Consider the following 16,689-nt stretch of genomic DNA (forward strand, 5'->3'; position numbering starts at 1 on the left):
CTAGCCCCTCCCGCCAAGGCGGCCGAGCCGCTTGCGCCGCACCTTCCGGGGGCTTTGGGCGGGGGCGGCAAGGGCCGGGGGCGCGGCAGGCGCGGCCATCCCTGTTGCCGCATCCGGCCCCGCGATCCGCGCCTGTCGCGTTTCTTTCTCCTTCCTTGCCTCCGGATCGACATAGGCGCCCAGCCAGCCGAGTTGGCCCGTCGAACGGCCTTCAGGCCCGCCGAACAGGCTCAGATCCAGATTTCCCGGCGGGAACGAGAAGCCCAGCACGGAAAGCGCGAAACGCGACAGGGTCAGCAGATAGGCGCGCTGGCCGTTCTGCTCGTAGGTGGAGAAGATGAAGCTCTTGAAGCCGAGCTTCAAAACGCCCTGCAGCGGGAAGCTGCCGCTGCGCGGCTCCGTGCCCGGGATCTTCAGGCCCAGAAAGACCGGCAGGTCGCCGTCGCGCGCGCCCGGCATCCAGGCCGCCAGGATCTCCGCCTTGATGCCGGCAGACCCCGCCAGCGCGCCGAGGCTGCCCAGATCGATCGACAGCACCAGCCCGTACCACGGCGAAACCATCGGCACCTGGTCGAGCGGCGCGGAGATTGACAGATACCCTATCTCCTCAGGGGCCACGCCTTCCGGTTCTCCACCTTCCGGCGCAAGGTCCGGGCTTGAGACCAGCGAACGCACGGTGACCGGAAAACACGCCACCAGGCTGTCGGGCCGGGGCACGGAATTGGGCAGGTCGAAGCCGATGCCGGTCTCGTTCACCGTCCACACCTGCGTCTGCGGATCGGAGATGTCGAAATCCATCGTCAGCGCCAGCTGGTTGAAGACCAGATAGCCGTCGAAGGGCGGATCGTCCTGCGTTTCGCCCGGCGCAAGGCCGTAGCCAAAGAGATCGAAGCCGTCGGGCGCGAAGAAGCGCAGCTTGCCGCCGAGAATGAAGTTGGTCGCAACCCGCGTCGGCGTCGGGTTGGCCAGCGTCTCGATCCTGACCGAGGTGATCTCGACATTGGTCAGCGCGGAAAAAAGCGCGGCATAGCGGTTCTGCGCCAGTAGCGTGAAGGCGTAGGCCGGCGCGCCGCCGCTTTTCTGCAGCGCGCCGGAAATCATCAGGTTGTTGCCGTTGAGCGTGTCCTGCTTGGCGAGCGCGGCCGCGAACAGCCGGTTCATCGAGATCTCAACTTGCGTGGAGAACTCCGCCAGATGCGCGTTGGCGAACCGCGCCATCAGCTGCATCGTCTTGAACTCGAACGGCAGCGTCTCGCTCGGCACCAGATCCACCGTGTCGGTGTAGTTGATCAGTCCGAAGACGCTGGTCTTCTTCAAGGTGATGGGCGTGGTGGTCGGATCGAACGGCGTGACGCTCGCCCCCACGTGGTGGGCGTAGAAGCGCTCCGGGTCGAGCCCGGCGGCGACGAAGCGCAGCGAGGGCGGCAGGTCGGCGAGATCGACCGGCGCGTTCAGGAACAGGATCCCGTTCCAGCCCGGATCGGCGACCACGTCGCGGTAGAAGCGGGCATAGGGGCTTGTCGGGTCGTCCTCCTCCGCCGCGCGGGCCTGCGCTATGATGGCATTGAGCGTGCGCCATGTTGGCACGACGCTTCCCTGATCGTCCTCGGCCGCCGCCTGCCAGGCCCAGCTCGACGCGTCCGCCGCCAGCGCCTCCAGCGAACGGTCGGCGTATTTCCACACCATGATCGTCGGCGCGTCGCCCGTGCGCCAGTGATCGGGGTTGAGGCGAAAGACCCAGCCGTCGAGATCGAGCAGGAACGGCGGCACGCAAGCGGCCTGCGCCAGAAACGTCGTGACGTTGGAGACGACGAAGAACAGCTGGTTGGTGAAAAGCGCGGCCTCGAAATCGGAGCCGATGTCGGTGAAGGCGAGCTGCGGCTCCGGCGCGTCCGGCAGGTTGGCGATCACGACCCGGTCGATGCTCGAAAGATCGGAGGGAAGCGTCACGGTGAGCCCCTGCGGCGTCACCGCGATCACGTCCGTGTCGTCGGCCACGTCCTCCAGCCCCGGCGGGGCGCCGGTGATCAACTGTCGTCGTGCGGGCGCAAGGGCGGCCTGCTCCAGCGCCCGGGCGGCTGCGGCCTGGGTCTCGCTCACTCCGGCATAGGCGCCGACGGGATAGGTCTCAGGCACCGCCCCGCCCGTCTGCCAGCTCGAAAGCCGGGCGATCGGCACCTCGATATAGCTGAGTGTCGCCGTGCCTGTGCCCTGAAAGAGCGGCGATTGGCGCGACTGCGCGTAGTAGCTCAGGCCCGACTGCCCGGATGTCGGCGGCAACACCGCGACCCAAGCCGTTGTCGCAAGCCCGGTGAGCAGTGCCGCCCCCTCGCTAGGTACCGTGCCGCCTGGGATGGCGGTGGGTGCAAAGGCCGGCTTTCCCGCCTCAAACAGGATCGATGTGCCCGATGTGCCCAGTGCCGCCGATTCAAGCCCCGAAAGCCCGAGCATGAGCTGGTCCGTCAGCCCCGATCCCGCCCCGCCCGAAGGCGCCACCACGGCAAGCGAAAACACCCCGTCCGGCGTCATGTTGTAGAGGTCTGTACCGCCGTCCGACGTCGCGTCGATCCGCGTTGCGCAGCGCGCGAACATCAGCCCGCCCGGCCACAGCGGCGCGGCGGCATCGGCTGGGGTCAGCGTCGTCGCGTAACCGCGCTGCGTGACGAAGGTGGCATCGATCGTCGGCGCCGTGCCGGAAAAGACAAACCTTGTCCGCGCCCGCTCCATCGGGAACATCGGGTCCCAGGCGGCGGAAAGGCTGATCGCCGCGCTCGCCATTCCAAGAACGGGCATGTCGACGGGCACCAGCCGCGGGTCGGCCGGATTGAGCGCGTAGCGCACCGCGTAGTGGAGGCCGACGCCGAGATCGGCAAGTCCGTCGGCGGCCACCGACAGCGTTCCCGTCCACGCGCCGATGCCCGCACCCTGAAAGCCGATGGCGCTCGTCCCCGTCGGCCCGAACGATCCCGCGCCGGAACGGAACGTTGCCCCGGCGTCCGCGATCGTCGCGCCCGCCGGCTCGCTCGTGTCGAGCGTGAGGACGGTGCCCGCCGCGATGTCGAGCCGGTAGATGCCGAGCGCAAATCCGGCGACGCCGTGGAGCGTCCAACTCGTCGCGCCGCCCGAAGTCGTGCCGGTCGCAAACCACGCCGTTGTTTTCCAGTAGAAGGAAGGATCGTCAGGATTGGCGATCCACAGGAACCGCGGTGCCATGGCGCCTTGTGCGGCAAGCCAGGCATCGAGCGCTGCGGCAAAGGCGGTGAAATCGGAAGGTGTTGCGGCCAGGAAAAGATAGCTCCCGCCGATATCGTCCCAGCTTTGCTGAAGCGTCACCGTCGCCCCGGGCGAACTGCCCGGCGCAGGCCGGTAGCCCGCCCAGTAGCCCGCCACCCCGGCATCGGCCGAGGCGCTGGAGGCATAGAGCGCGAGCGTTCCGACCTGGGCGAAGGTAACGGCTGCCATCAGAATTCAATCCTGTCGCCGTGCAGCAGCGGAAGGTTCGTGGCATCCACCGGGCCGCCATAGGTCGCCATGGTGCCCCAGTCGAGCCGCACCCGGTGGCGTCGTGCGCTGTCGTAAATGGCTGGCGGCGGCGTGGGCGAGGCGCCGAATACCGCCACACCCGGCCCGCCGCCGCGCTCCAGCGTGACGCCTGCGAGCTTCACCGGGCTTGCCGGCGGGCGCACGCCGTAGCGGTCGAGAAGATTGCCGAGCGTGGTCCCCAGCGGCACCACCAGTTCCATGTCGTTGACGCGCACGCGCACCATCATCCGCAATACCGCCCGGCCGCGGAAATAGGCGACCGGCGTGTTCGTGCCCGGCGTGTTGCTGCTCGATGCCAGCGCGGTGTAGGTCGCGGCCGAGGCAAGCCCGAAATTGGAGGTCGTGGCGACCGACCCGGTGCTCGTCGGGGTCTGCAGTTCGCCGGGAAAGAACAGCCGGTAAAACGGATTGGGAAAGCCGGGAAAGAACAGATCGGCGGCATCGGCGACGCCTGAGGCCGTTGCGGCGGAAACGAGCGTGGTCGGCGGCGACACCGTCATTGCGCCCGATGCCGTCAGCCGCGCGGTAAACGCGTCCATGGAAAGCTGCCACGCGCCGGAGCCCGACAGCCCGTCCGCCACGTCGTAGTCGTTGGGCGAGCCGCCGCCGAAACCGTTGAGCCAGCTGTTGGTATCGCCCGACCACACGTTGGTGTAATCGGCAAAGCCCACCCGCAGCACCAGCCCCTGACGCAGATCGATCGAGCCCGTGCCCTTGCCCCCGGTGAGATCCAGCCCGTAGGCGTAATAATGGCTCTCCTCGAACGTCTGCGGCATCCAGCGCGAGATCGCCATCTGGAGGATGGAGATGCCCGATGCCGAGGCGCCCGCCGTCTCCGCCGCCTTGAGAAAATTGACGTAGTGCGTCTTCAGGTCGGGACGGATCGACGGCAGCGGATTGCCGTCTGCGGTAAACGTCCACACGTCGCTGTCGGCGGCAAATGTCAGCGTGTAGGGAAAGGCATCCTTGCTGCCCGTGTCGGTGTTGGCGGCGAGCACGAAGGGCCCGACCGGATCGACCGTGATCGTCTGCGTGCCGAGCGCCGGCAGGTAGAGCGTGATCTCTTCCGGTTCCAGCGCCAGCGTGGAGGCGGGGTAGATGTTGGGCGGCGCATCCGCCGGCGCCTGCGTGGAGATGAACCACGCCGGGGTGAACACCGGCAGCGCATCGGAAGGCAGACCCGTCCCCGCCGCCGTCACCGCCTGCACCACCACCGTGTAGGGCCCGCTCGAAGCCTCGAGCGTCGCGTCGAAGACGACGCTCAAGGCCGCGACCTGCGCGCTCGTGCCGGCCGAATTGCCGTCCTTGTCGAGAAGTGTCGCCACATAGCCGACCGCGCCGGCCACCCCCTGCCACGAGGCGGAAACGCTGCCGCCGTCGCAATCGGCGAAGGTGAGTGCGGGGGCGGCGGTGGGAATGGCGAGCCAGGCCGAGGCCGGGCCGGTGGAGGTCACGCCGTCGGCGACGATATTCGCCGTCACCGAAACGGCGAGATCGTCGCCGGGATCAAGCGCGGTGGTCAGCGCGTATGTGGCCGCCGTGACCGCGACCGCCGCCCGGCCATCGGAGAAGTTCACCGTATAGCCGCTCGCCCCGCTCACCGCCTGCCAGCTGATCGTTGCCTTCTTGCTGGACGGATCGGTCGCCGCGACAAGCCCCTGCGGTTGCGCCAGAAGCAGCGAGGGCCGCGTTTTCGCCGTGCCGTCGTCGGCCGGAACGAAGGTGACGGGCCCGGAAATCACCGCCAGCGCGAGCTTGTAGCTGCCGCCCGGATCAAGGCCCAGATCTCCGGTGGCGATGCCGCCGGAGGTGGCTGTGGTGGTGACGCCCGCCAGCACCGCCCCGTTCGCGGCATCGAGCAGGTTCAGCCGATAGGCCGCATTCGCCGGTCCCGCCGCTGCACTCCACTGCGCCGTCACCTGCGTCGCCCCCACGGTCACCGCGCTGAAGGCGGGCGCCGCGAACCACACGTCGAGGCTTGCCGCAGGCGTCGTCGATTCGTTGGCCGACGTCGCCCAAAGCGTCAGCGGGTTGGCGGCGGTCGTGCTCACCGCCGATGTCGCGAAGCTCTTTGTTCCTGTCAGGGCGGAGCCGAACGATTGTTCGAAGACGTTCGTCCCTCCGTCCTTGTCGAGTTTCAGCGTGTAGGTGGTCACCGCGCTGCCATCGGCCGGCGGCGCCCAAACGGCGTCGAGCTGCCAGTCGCCGGCCGTCGTCGACGGCGCGATCGTCACGCCGGCGAATTCCGGGGCGATCGCCAGCACCGGCACCGGAGGGCTCTTCGGCCCGGAAAGCGCGATGCTGTCGATTGTGGCGGTGGCCTGCGCGACGATGGAAAGACCCGATACGCCGGCGGCCGCATAGGTGAAGCTGAGACTGGTGGAGCCGCTTTCCGGCCCTGCGACCTGATGATCGCCCGCCATCAGCCAGCCCTGATAGGTGGTGCCCGCGGGCACGTCGGTGGGCGGGGTGAGGACGGCTGCGACCGTCCCGCCGGCAATGTCCACGCTCACGCTCCCCACGGTCGGGGCGGCGACCAGCGGCGTCGCCGCCGTGCTATAGGCGCCCGAGGCATGAATGCCGGCGGCATCGCAAATCGCCCGCACGCTGACGGCGGCATTTGCCTGCGTGCCCGGCGACAGCTGGACCGCGACCTCGCCCGATCCGCTGCCGACGGCTTGCGTGACGATGCTGCCTGCTCCGTCCGAAACCCTGATCACCGCCCCGGTCGCGTCGTTGCCCGCCGCGTCCTGAACCACCGACCAGGCGGCGGAGAGGACCGAGCCGTCATAATCGATGCGGCTGAGGGCGGGGGCATCAAGCAGCAGCGGCGCCAGCGCCGAACTGGGCGCGATCGTGCGGCTGTTCGAACTCGCCGGCAGGGGCTGGAACGGCTTGGCGCCCGCCTGCCACGTCGCGGTGCCGGGCGTCAGTGCGATAGTCGCGCGCGTGCCGATAACGTTGGCACCCCGGACCTGGCCGCCCGTAGCGTCGTAGGCGAAGATATAGGCGCCCTGCGCGGGCGTTGAGCTTTGCGGGGGCTGGATCGCGACCGCCAGCGTGCCCGCGTCGAAATCGGCGGAGACGACGCTCGTCGTCGCGGTCAGCACCGCCACCGGCGCGGACCAGCCGCCGAAGGTCGCGGCATCGACACCGCTGCCCGTCCAGCGCGCCTGCACGGTCCACGAAATGGAGGGATCGAGCGGCTGGTCGAGCGGAAGGTTCACATGGGTGCCGCCGGACGTGCCGGAAGCGGTCGCCACCGTCGCCCCGTTGCCCATCAGCCGCACCACAAGCGTCTTGCCGCTTTCCGCGCTCGCGACATCGAACTGCAGGCCCTGCGTCTGGCCGGTCGGATCGTTCGCGCCGATATTCTGCACCGCCGAGATGACCGGCGCGGAGCCGATGAAGGTGGCGCCGGCCGAAGGGCTCGTGGCGCGGCCGTTGGTCAGGCTGGCGGTCGCCTGGGCGACGGTGGAGCCGTCGATGGTGTTCGCGGCCGCAGTCCCTTGCGCCAGCGTGAAGCGGGCCGTCGCGCTGGCGGAAAGGCTTGCCGAGGCGACAGCCGTGCCCCCTTGCGAGAGCGCGATCGCGAGCGATGCGCCCGGCGGCGGCGGCGAGCCGGCCGCCACCGTCACCACCCATTTCGTGCTGTCTTCGGCATCGGGAACCATGGTGATCGCGTCGATGACCGGAGCGGCGGCGAGCACCTCCACCGGCAGGCTCGACGGTCCCGTCAACGCAGCCCCCGAAACGGTCGCTGCCATCGAGGCCACCACCGTCCATCCGTCGGTGGGCGTGGCGGTCAGGCCCGCGAGCGAGACGGTCGCGCCGGAACTGGTCGCCGTGGCCGAGCCCTTCTCGACCCCGTTGAGCAGCAGCTTCACGGCGGCGCTCGCCCCGGAAGGTGCGCCGGCGGGGAAGGTGACGCGGGCCGAAACGGTCGTGCCGCTGACCGCGATGGCGTCGATCGCCGGCGCCTGCGCAAGAAGATCGAGCGCGGTTCCCGGAGCCCCGGAGATCGCCCCGAAGCGCACAGCGCCGGAAATCGAGAGCGCGGTGGAGGCGCCGGCGCCGAGCACGGCGAGCCCGCCGGAGGATGCGGCCGCGAACCGGCTGGCGGATCCGGCCGATTGCACGACGAGGTCGTAGCCGATGGTGCCGCCGGTCGCAGGCGTGGAGGGCGGCGTCCAGCCGACGGTAACCCGCGTGCCGTCGAAATCCGCGCTGGTGACGGCGGGGGCCGCAAGCGGCAGCGGATTGCCGGAAACGATGGGGCCCATGGTGAAGGGGGCGACGAAGCCCGTCCCCGGCGTGCCGTCGATCGGCATCACCGCCTGGAGATAGAGCTGGGCGCCGAGGGTGGCGGAGGAGGAAAGCGTCAGCGTGCCGCTCGTGCCCTGCACGCGAGAGAAGCCGACCGAGCGTCCCGCGTCGCTGTAGGCGGAGACGTTGGCGCCGGCGGGCTGTGTTGCGGTGGAGCCGAAGTCCCAGGCAAGGCTCACGGTGGAACCGCTGACGGACGCTTCGTCGAGCGTGAGCGTGGCGGTCAAGACCGGCGCGGTGGCATAGGATCCGGCATTCCACTGGACCGATCCCCTGCTCGTGCCGCTCGCCACCCATTGTGCGTCCACCGCATAGTCCAGCATCGCGGAAAGCGGCGCATCGGGCACCAGCACGACTTCCGTCGGTCCCGCGCCCACCTCGACCTGCAGCGTCGTGCCGCCCTGTCTGAGACGGGCTGCGAGGACCTGCCCGGACGGGGCGCCGGAGTCGACGACGACATCGAGCCCGACCTTGAACCAGCCGGGCGGCAAGGGGAGCCAGGGCGAGAGATAGACGACGGAGGAAAACACCGGAACGCTCATGCGAACCTCGGCTTGATCGAGAGGCGCGGGCCGCTGGAAACTGCCCTCAAATCGGACCCCCGATCGGCACCTGCACCGGTAGCGGCACCGTGGCGCGGCTCCGGAGACCTCCGGACAGCCGCGCCAGCTCAGGGGAGAGGGAACGGCCCGCCACGAACCGGCCGCACCCGCCCGCTTGCTACAGGCGGGTGCGGCTGGCGGCGGATCAGTAGCGGATGTCCTCGATCGCGCTCGCGTAGTCGGTGACGAGGGGATCGGCGAGTGTCGTCTTGACGCGGGCGATGTCGCGGTTGCGCTGGCGGGCGGCGTTGCGCTGGGCGAACTTGTCGCCCACGACGATGCCGTTTGCGATGTAGGTGCCGATATCGCTGTCGCCGAAGCCCGCCCTGCGGTCAGCCTCGTCCGCGACCTTCAGGTTGAACATCATCCCGTCGTAGTCGATCGCCTTGCGGGATTTCACCTTCACCGGCCCTGTCGGGGTCAGCACCGCGTCGCCGGGATTCAGGTCCGCCAGCGGCACCATTCCCTCGGGCGTGGCGATCACGTGCGCGCCAGTGGCCACCAGCGTGTGGCCGCCCTCGGTGGAGAGCTCGTGCACCGCCATGCTCACCGAAGGCTCGGAAGCCGCCGCCTTGTGCGCGCCGCGCGAGGTGGCCTCCACGGCCAGGTCCTGGTCCCGCATGCCGGTTCGCACACGGTGCGTGTTGTCGATGTCGTCGATCGCCATGGTGTGGCCGTCGACGAGCATCACCTGCGTGCCGGCCGCAAGACAGTGCCACCAGAACCACAGATTGCAGATCTGATGGCACTGGAAGGAGGGCTCGTTCGGCGTGTTGTAGCTGCAGATGGCGAAGCTGAAGTTGGGTGTCGGCGCGTTCTGAACGGGGATCTGGAAGCTGTAGTAGAAATAGCTCTCCGTCTCGTTCACCAGCGATTGCGGGTCATAGACGATGGATTCGGTGGATGTGTAGGAGCCGCCCTGGCCGTACGGATAGCTCCACACCACCTTCCCCTGATCGGCGGTATCCACCGTTACCTTCTCCGTGAAGTTCTTCGTGTAGGTCGCGTTCATCGGGATCTCGTTGGTCCCGGAATTGGTGGAGAAGTAGATCTTGGTCAGATAGACCGCACCGTTGATCGGCTGGCCGAGCGTTCCGTCGATATCGTAGGGAAGGGTGGCGTTGCCGGCGAAGGGAACGATCAGATACGGGTTCTGGATGTTCTGCGGCTCGGCGTACCAGTAGTCGACATCCGCCGATGTGCTGGTGCGCCCCAGCGCGATGCGCACGTCGGGCGGATATTTCGGTGTGGTCGTCGGCTCGTCGACGACGATGTTCGCGTCCGTATCGGTCGTGACCTGCGAGGTGCTGGCAAGAGCGGTGAAGCTCGCGGCGCCGGAATGCGCCACCGAATGGCCAACCGCAAGCACCTTCAGCTTGCTGCCCGCCTTCCGGGCGCTCGGGGTATCGGTGGACACGGGCACGAAGCCCTCGCCGACATTGGCGTTGTGGCCGAGCGCCAGCAGCGTGCCGCTGTCGCCGTCGAGCGCGAACAGCGTCGCCCCGGAATAGGCGTGCCCCGCGCCCGAGGCCTGCCACGCCATCGCCGTCGCCCTGCCGCCGGAATCGATCCCCTTGTCGATGAGCGTCAGCGAGGCTGTCCCCGCCGATCCCTTGTCGAGCGCATCGTGCAAGTGCGGATACCGCGCGCCCGTGCGCCCCGCTGCGGCAAGCGCGGCCTCGATGCCGGCGCGGTGCGTGGGGTTTGAGGGATCGAGTGTCGTGGGGGTATCCGGTTTCAGGGCATCGAAAAGTTTCGAGACGGCAGAAAGGTCGGAGATGGCGTCAAGTGAAATTTCTGTCATGATCAATCTATTCCCTTTGCCGCAAAGCAATATAAATCGCTCACGTCATATGGAAGGGTTTTAAATAAATAGCGGACATCCGCATCGACAATTAATATTGATATTATAAGGATGCAGGGCGGGCAATAGATATTTTTAGAGGAATATATCTCGTGAATATTTGAATAAAAGCCGTACCTTACGCAGGGAGATGAATTGACGCCGGCCGCTGCCTCACTTCGCTCCCGGCTCACCTGTCGCGGGGTGGGGGCGCCTGCAAACCGCATGGCGATCGACGTGTCGGCCGGCGCATCGGCCCGCATGGAAATTTTAACCTCAAAAGCTTTAGGCTTGAAATATTATCGGAGCGTCGATACTCTTGCCCCCACATTGGCCCTCGCGTTGGCGGGAGGGCCCGGCCGCCGCGGCGGCGCGACGGCGTGGCAGAGGGAGGGTGGCCGATGAAGGTGGCATGTCTCGGGGGCGGTCCCGCCGGTCTCTATTTCGCGATTTCGATGAAGCTGCGCGACCCCGCGCACGAGGTCGTCGTCATCGAGCGCAACAAGCCCGACGACACCTTCGGCTGGGGCGTGGTGCTGTCCGACGAGACGCTCGACAATCTCGCCGCCAACGATGCCCCGAGCGCGGAAGCGATCCGTGCCCATTTCGCCTACTGGGACGACATTGCCGTCCACTATCGCGGCACCCGCACGCTTTCCACCGGCCACGGCTTTTGCGGCATCGGCCGCAAGCAGCTGCTGATCCTTCTTCAGCAGCGCGCCCGCGAGCTGGGCGTCGAGATGCGTTTCGAGACGGAAGTGGAAAGTGCGGCCGACTATGCCGCCGACTTCGATCTCGTCGTGGCCAGCGACGGTCTCAATTCGAAGACCCGCGCGGCCTACGCCGAGCACTTCAGACCCGATATCGACGTGCGCAAGTGCAAGTTCGTCTGGCTCGGCACGCATCAGAAGTTCGACGACGCCTTCACCTTCATCTTCGAGGAAACAGACAAGGGCTGGATCTGGGCGCACGCCTACCAGTTCGACGATGACACCGCGACCTTCATCGTCGAGTGCACCGAGGAGACCTGGGCCAACTTCGGCTTCGGCGAGATGAGCCAGGAGCAGTCGATCGCGACCTGCGAGAAGATCTTCGAGAAGTATCTCGGCGGTCATTCGCTGATGTCGAACGCCCGCCATATCCGCGGCTCGGCCTGGATCAACTTTCCCCGCGTGCTGTGCGAGACCTGGTCCCACGAGAATATCGTGCTGATGGGCGATGCGGCGGCGACCGCGCATTTCTCCATCGGCTCCGGTTCCAAGCTGGCGCTGGAAAGCGCCATCGCGCTCGCCGACTACCTGCACAGCGAGCCGACCATGGAAGCCGCCTTTGCCAAGTACGAGGACGAACGCCGGGTGGAGGTGCTGAAGCTGCAATCGGCGGCGCGCAACTCCATGGAATGGTTCGAGGAAGTGGAACGCTACCTGCACCTCGATCCGGTGCAGTTCACCTATTCGCTGCTGACCCGCTCGCAACGCATCTCGCACGAGAACCTGCGCCTGCGCGATGCCGCATGGCTCGAAGGTGCCGAACGCTGGTTCCAGCGCCAGGCCGGCGTCAACGGCAATTCGCCCGTCCGTCATCCCATGTTCGCGCCGTTCAGGCTTCGCGACATGGCGCTGAAGAACCGCATCGTCGTCTCGCCGATGGCGCAGTACAAGGCGGTGGACGGCTGCCCGACCGACTGGCACCTCGTCCATTACGCCGAACGCGCCAAGGGCGGCGCCGGCCTCGTCTATACCGAAATGACCTGCGTCTCGCCTGAAGGCCGCATCACGCCGGGCTGCCCCGGTCTTTACGACGAGGTCCACGAGGCCGCGTGGCGGCGTATCGTCGATTTCGTCCACGCGGAGACGGACGCGAAGATTTGCGCGCAGATCGGCCATTCCGGCGCCAAGGGCTCCACCCAGCTCGGCTGGGACGAAATGGACGCACCGCTCCTTGACGGCAACTGGCCGCTATTGTCTGCCTCCGATGTTCCCTGGTCGCCGGCGAACGCCACTCCGAAGGCGATGGACCGAGCCGACATGGACACGGTGCGCGACCAGTTTGTCGCAGCAGCCGAAATGGCCGCGTGCGCCGGCTTCGACATGCTCGAGTTGCACTGCGCCCACGGCTACCTGCTCTCCTCCTTCATCACGCCGGTGACCAACACCCGCACCGACGCGTATGGCGGCAGCCTCGAAAACCGCATGCGCTATCCGCTGGAGATCTTCCATGCCTGCCGCGCCGTGTGGCCGGCAGACAAGCCGATCTCGGTACGCATCTCGGCCAATGACTGGGTCGGCGAGGAGGGCGTGACGCCGGAGGAGGCGGTGAGGATCGCCGCCATGCTGAAGGATGCGGGCGTCGATATCTGCGACGTGTCGGCCGGCCAGACCACCAAGCGCGCGCGCCCGGTCTATGGCCGCATGTTCCAGACCCCGTTTTCCGACCGCATCCGCAACGAGACCGGCATGGCGACCATGGCGGTCGGCAACATCTACGAGCCCGACCACGTCAACTCCATCCTGATGGCCGGCCGCGCCGATCTCGTCTGCCTCGCGCGCCCGCATCTGGCCGATCCCTACTGGACGCTGCACGCGGCCTCCGCGCTTGGCGATCGCACGGAGAAATGGCCCGATCCCTACCTTGCCGGCCGCGATCAGCTCTGGCGGCTTGCGGAACGGGTGGAACAGATGACGGGCAAGGTATGAGTGTTTCGGGAAAGCACGCGCTGGTGACCGGAGGCGGCTCCGGCGTCGGTGCGGCCATCGCGCTTGCGCTGGCCGACGCCGGCGCGAAGGTAACGGTCACCGGCCGGCGCGAGGGGCCGCTGGCCGAGGTCGCCGCCCGCCACGCCTCGATTTTCCCCGTCTCCGGCGACGTCACCGATCCGGCCTCTGTCGCCGCGATGGTGGAGGCGGCCGCGGCCCGCAACGGCCCGGTGGAAATCGCCGTCGCCAATGCGGGGGCGGCGACGAGCGCGCCTTTCGCCAGGATGTCGGCCGACGACCTGACGGCGATGCTGAACGTCAATCTCCTCGGCGTGTTCAACCTCTGGCAGGCGGTGCTCGGCCCCATGGTGGAGGCCGGCCGCGGCCGTCTTCTCGCCATCGCCTCCACCGCCGGGCTCAAGGGCTACCCGTACGTGTCAGGCTACTGCGCCGCCAAGCACGGCATCATCGGGCTCACGCGGTCACTGGCGCTGGAACTTGCGCCGACCGGCATCACCGTCAACGCGCTCTGCCCCGGCTACACCGAAACGCCGATGCTGGAGGAAACGCTTTCCAACATCATGGCGAAGACCGGCCGCAGCCGGGAGGAGGCCGCCGCGATCCTCGTGAAGGGCAATCCGCAAGGCCGTTTCATCCAGCCGCGCGAGGTCGCGGATGCGGTGCTCTGGCTGTGCGGCGAAGGGGCTGCCTCCGTCACCGGTCAGGCGATCTCGATTTCCGGAGGCGAGACATGAGCCCGGAGGCGCCGGCGGGCGAAACGCGAGGCGTGCCGGACAATGCCGACGTCTCCAACGCCGCTGTTTCCAAGGAACGGCTGCGGCTCTGGCTGCGCATCCTCAAGGTCTCCCGCTTCGTAGAGGCGGAGCTGCGCGAGCGGCTCAGGGTGGAGTTCGATTCCACCCTGCCGCGTTTCGATGTGCTCGCCGCGCTCTACCGCAACGACAAGGGCCTCCGCATGAGCGAGCTGTCCGGTGTCCTGCGGGTTTCCAACGGCAACGTCACCGGCATCGTCGACCGGCTGGTGAAGGACGGGCTGATCGTGCGGGTACCGGTGGAGGGCGACCGCCGCGCCATGATCGTGCGGTTGACGAACCGGGGGCGGGAAAGCTTCGCCGAGCTCGCCGCCGTGCACGAGGCCTGGGTCGATGAGCTTCTGGGCGCGATCGATCCGGACGAGGCCGATCACCTGGTGACGCTGTTCGGCGCCATCGCCGACCGCTTCGAAGACAACAAGACAAGTGACGTTCAGGGAGGATAGGGCGCCCATGACGGGGATACTGGAGGCATCGCCGGAGCATTTCCGGTGCGCGATCGCGGACGGCATCGCCACCGTCGCGCTCGACCGGCCGGAGCGCAAGAACCCGCTCACCTTCGAGAGCTATGCGGAGCTTCGTGACTGGTTCCGCGCGCTGCGCTACGAGGACGGCGTGAAGGCGGTGGTGTTCACCTCCAACGGCGGCAATTTCTCGTCGGGCGGCGACGTGCACGACATCATCGGGCCGCTTCTGTCCAAGGACATGAAGGGCCTTCTGGAATTCACCCGCATGACCGGCGATCTGGTCAAGGCGATGATCAATTGCGGCAAGCCGATCGTCGCGGCGGTCGACGGCGTGTGCGTCGGCGCCGGCGCGATCGTCGCCATGGCGAGCGATATCCGCATCGCCTCGCCCGGCGCCAGGACCGCGTTCCTGTTCACCCGGGTTGGCCTTGCCGGCTGCGACATGGGCGCCTGCGCGATCCTGCCCCGCATCATCGGCCAGAGCCGGGCGGCGGAACTGCTCTATACCGGCCGCGCGATGAGCGCGGAGGAGGGCGAACGCTGGGGCTTCTATTCCCGCATCGTCGAGCCGAAGCACCTGGAGGCGGAAGCCGACGATATCGCAAGGCGCATCGCCGCCGGCCCGACCTTCGGCCACATGATGACCAAGACCATGCTCAACCAGGAATGGAACATGAGCCTCGAGCAGGCCATCGAGGCGGAAGCCCAGGCCCAGGCGATCTGCATGCAGACGAAGGATTTCAAGCGCGCCTACGACGCCTTCGTCGCAAAGCAGAAGCCGGTTTTCGGGGGCGACTGATGGCGGACACGAGCTTTCTCGACTGGCCGTTCTTCGAGGACCGCCACCGCGTCCTTGCCGAAAGGCTCGACGCCTGGGCGGCCGACACGCTCGCCCATGTCGATCATTGTGACATCGATGCCGCCTGCCGCGATCTGGTGGCGAAGCTGGGTGCGGGCGGCTGGCTCGCCCATTCCGCCGTCGATCCGGATGATCCTTCAAGCGGGCTCGACGTGCGCAGCCTGTGTCTCATCCGCGAGACTTTGGCGCGCCATGACGGGCTCGCAGATTTCGCCTTCGCCATGCAGGGGCTCGGCACCGGGGCGATCTCGCTTTTCGGCACGCCCGCGCAGAAGGCCGAATGGCTGACGAAGACCCGAGCCGGCAAGGCGCTGTCTGCGTTCGCGCTGACGGAGCCCGCCTCTGGCTCCGACGTCGCCAGCATCACGCTGACGGCGACGCGCGACGGCGATAATTACGTGCTGAACGGCGAGAAGACGTGGATCTCCAACGGCGGCATCGCCGACGTCTACACACTGTTTGCACGCACCGGCGAGGGCGAGGGCGCGAAAGGCCTTTCGGCCTTCATCGTGCCCGCCGATCTTCCCGGCTTCACGATCGCCGAACGGCTGGAAACGGTCGCGCCACATCCGCTCGCCCGGCTGAAATTCGAGGACTGCCGTATCCCGGCCTCCGCGATGCTTGGGCAGCCGGGCGCTGGCTTCCGCATTGCCATGTCGGTGCTCGACGTCTTCCGCGCCACGGTGGCCGCCGCAGCCCTCGGCTTTGCGCGCCGCGCACTCGACGAGACGGTTTCGCGCGTGCAGAACCGCCATCTCTTCGGCGCGCCATTGTTCGATCTGCAGATGGTGCAGGGGCACGTGGCCGACATGGCGCTCGATGTCGATGCGGCGGCGCTTCTGGTCTACCGGGCGGCGTGGCTGAAGGACAAGGGCGCTGCCCGCGTCAGCCGCGAGGCGGCGATGGCCAAGCTATTTGCCACCGAACAGGCGCAGAAGGCCATCGACATGGCGGTCCAGATCCACGGCGGCGATGGCGTGCGCAAGGGCCACATCGTCGAAAGTCTCTACCGCGAAATCCGGGCGCTCCGGATCTACGAGGGTGCATCCGAGGTGCAGAAAGTCATCATCGCCCGCCAGACCCTGGCGGCCGCATCGGGAAAGGCTTGAGCGGACCATGTTTGAGATCATTCATCCCGACGGCTGGCAGGACCCCAAGGGCTACGCCAACGGCATCGTCGCCGAGGGCCGACAGTTCTTCATCGCTGGGCAGATCGGCTGGAACCGGGATCAGGTGTTCGAGAGCCGGGATTTCATCGGCCAGATGGAACAGGCCCTGCGCAACATCCTCGATGTTGTGGAGGCTGCCGGCGGCGGCGTCGAGCACATCGTGCGCCTGACCTGGTATGTGATCGACAAGAGCGAATACCTCGCCCGCCAGCGCGAGGTCGGCGAAGCCTATCGCCGTGTCATGGGCCGGCATTTTCCGGTGATGACCATGGTGGTCGTCCAGGCCCTTGTGGAGGACGAGGCGCTGGTGGAAATCGAGGCGACGGCGGTCCTGCCGCCTGCATGAGAGAG

9 protein-coding genes are annotated in these 16,689 nt (G+C 67.4%); 6 read left to right on the forward strand and 3 right to left on the reverse strand.

From position 1 onward, the window contains the following. The 3 genes from V2L18_RS04450 to V2L18_RS04460 form a co-directional block, all read right to left on the reverse strand. Nucleotides 1-3,462 carry a hypothetical protein gene (locus tag V2L18_RS04450; RefSeq protein ID WP_336176606.1) on the reverse strand — a complete coding sequence of 1,154 codons (3,462 nt, stop codon included), beginning with the start codon at nt 3,460-3,462 and terminating at the stop codon, nt 1-3. Then, nucleotides 3,462-8,411: a hypothetical protein gene (locus V2L18_RS04455; RefSeq protein WP_336176607.1), complete on the reverse strand. Its 4,950-nt coding sequence runs from the start codon at nt 8,409-8,411 to the stop codon at nt 3,462-3,464. Before V2L18_RS04455 ends, V2L18_RS04450 begins: the two co-directional genes overlap by 1 nt. A gap of 205 nt (nt 8,412-8,616) precedes the next feature. Then, nucleotides 8,617-10,275, reverse strand: a complete 1,659-nt coding sequence (locus tag V2L18_RS04460; protein ID WP_336176608.1) for a Hint domain-containing protein — start codon at nt 10,273-10,275, stop codon at nt 8,617-8,619. A gap of 440 nt (nt 10,276-10,715) precedes the next feature. Between V2L18_RS04460 and V2L18_RS04465 the strand changes: the two genes are divergently transcribed. From V2L18_RS04465 to V2L18_RS04490, 6 genes are read left to right on the forward strand one after another with little or no spacing between them, the layout of a single operon-like run. Further along, nucleotides 10,716-13,010 (forward strand): bifunctional salicylyl-CoA 5-hydroxylase/oxidoreductase, encoded by a 2,295-nt coding sequence (locus V2L18_RS04465; RefSeq protein WP_336176609.1) that lies wholly within the window; start codon nt 10,716-10,718, stop codon nt 13,008-13,010. Continuing rightward, nucleotides 13,007-13,765 carry an SDR family NAD(P)-dependent oxidoreductase gene (locus V2L18_RS04470; RefSeq protein ID WP_336176610.1) on the forward strand — a complete coding sequence of 253 codons (759 nt, stop codon included), beginning with the start codon at nt 13,007-13,009 and terminating at the stop codon, nt 13,763-13,765. Before V2L18_RS04465 ends, V2L18_RS04470 begins: the two co-directional genes overlap by 4 nt. Further along, nucleotides 13,762-14,289, forward strand: coding sequence for a MarR family transcriptional regulator (locus V2L18_RS04475; protein ID WP_336176611.1), 528 nt, complete (start codon nt 13,762-13,764; stop codon nt 14,287-14,289). Before V2L18_RS04470 ends, V2L18_RS04475 begins: the two co-directional genes overlap by 4 nt. Before the next feature lie 7 nt (nt 14,290-14,296). After that, nucleotides 14,297-15,109: an enoyl-CoA hydratase family protein gene (locus tag V2L18_RS04480; RefSeq protein WP_336176612.1), complete on the forward strand. Its 813-nt coding sequence runs from the start codon at nt 14,297-14,299 to the stop codon at nt 15,107-15,109. After that, on the forward strand, nt 15,109-16,278 hold the full coding sequence (locus V2L18_RS04485) for an acyl-CoA dehydrogenase family protein (RefSeq protein ID WP_336176613.1): 1,170 nt from the start codon (nt 15,109-15,111) through the stop codon (nt 16,276-16,278). The genes V2L18_RS04480 and V2L18_RS04485 overlap by 1 nt, the downstream gene beginning before the upstream one ends. A 7-nt stretch (nt 16,279-16,285) precedes the next feature. Further along, the gene (locus V2L18_RS04490) at nt 16,286-16,684 is read left to right on the forward strand and encodes a RidA family protein (protein ID WP_336176614.1); all 399 of its coding nucleotides are present in this window, start codon (nt 16,286-16,288) and stop codon (nt 16,682-16,684) included. Nucleotides 16,685-16,689: the final 5 nt, after the last annotated feature.

This window comes from Breoghania sp. JC706, assembly GCF_037026715.1.
GTDB lineage: Bacteria > Pseudomonadota > Alphaproteobacteria > Rhizobiales > Stappiaceae > Breoghania.

Bases quoted from the DNA above. Each gene is read 5' to 3' on its own strand.
- V2L18_RS04460 (WP_336176608.1), bottom strand. From the start codon at position 10,275: ATGACAGAAATTTCACTTGACGCCATCTCCGACCTTTCTGCCGTCTCG.
- V2L18_RS04455 (WP_336176607.1), bottom strand. From the start codon at position 8,411: ATGAGCGTTCCGGTGTTTTCCTCCGTCGTCTATCTCTCGCCCTGGCTC.
- V2L18_RS04470 (WP_336176610.1), top strand. From the start codon at position 13,007: ATGAGTGTTTCGGGAAAGCACGCGCTGGTGACCGGAGGCGGCTCCGGC.
- V2L18_RS04450 (WP_336176606.1), bottom strand. From the start codon at position 3,462: ATGGCAGCCGTTACCTTCGCCCAGGTCGGAACGCTCGCGCTCTATGCC.
- V2L18_RS04480 (WP_336176612.1), top strand. From the start codon at position 14,297: ATGACGGGGATACTGGAGGCATCGCCGGAGCATTTCCGGTGCGCGATC.
- V2L18_RS04475 (WP_336176611.1), top strand. From the start codon at position 13,762: ATGAGCCCGGAGGCGCCGGCGGGCGAAACGCGAGGCGTGCCGGACAAT.
- V2L18_RS04490 (WP_336176614.1), top strand. From the start codon at position 16,286: ATGTTTGAGATCATTCATCCCGACGGCTGGCAGGACCCCAAGGGCTAC.
- V2L18_RS04485 (WP_336176613.1), top strand. From the start codon at position 15,109: ATGGCGGACACGAGCTTTCTCGACTGGCCGTTCTTCGAGGACCGCCAC.
- V2L18_RS04465 (WP_336176609.1), top strand. From the start codon at position 10,716: ATGAAGGTGGCATGTCTCGGGGGCGGTCCCGCCGGTCTCTATTTCGCG.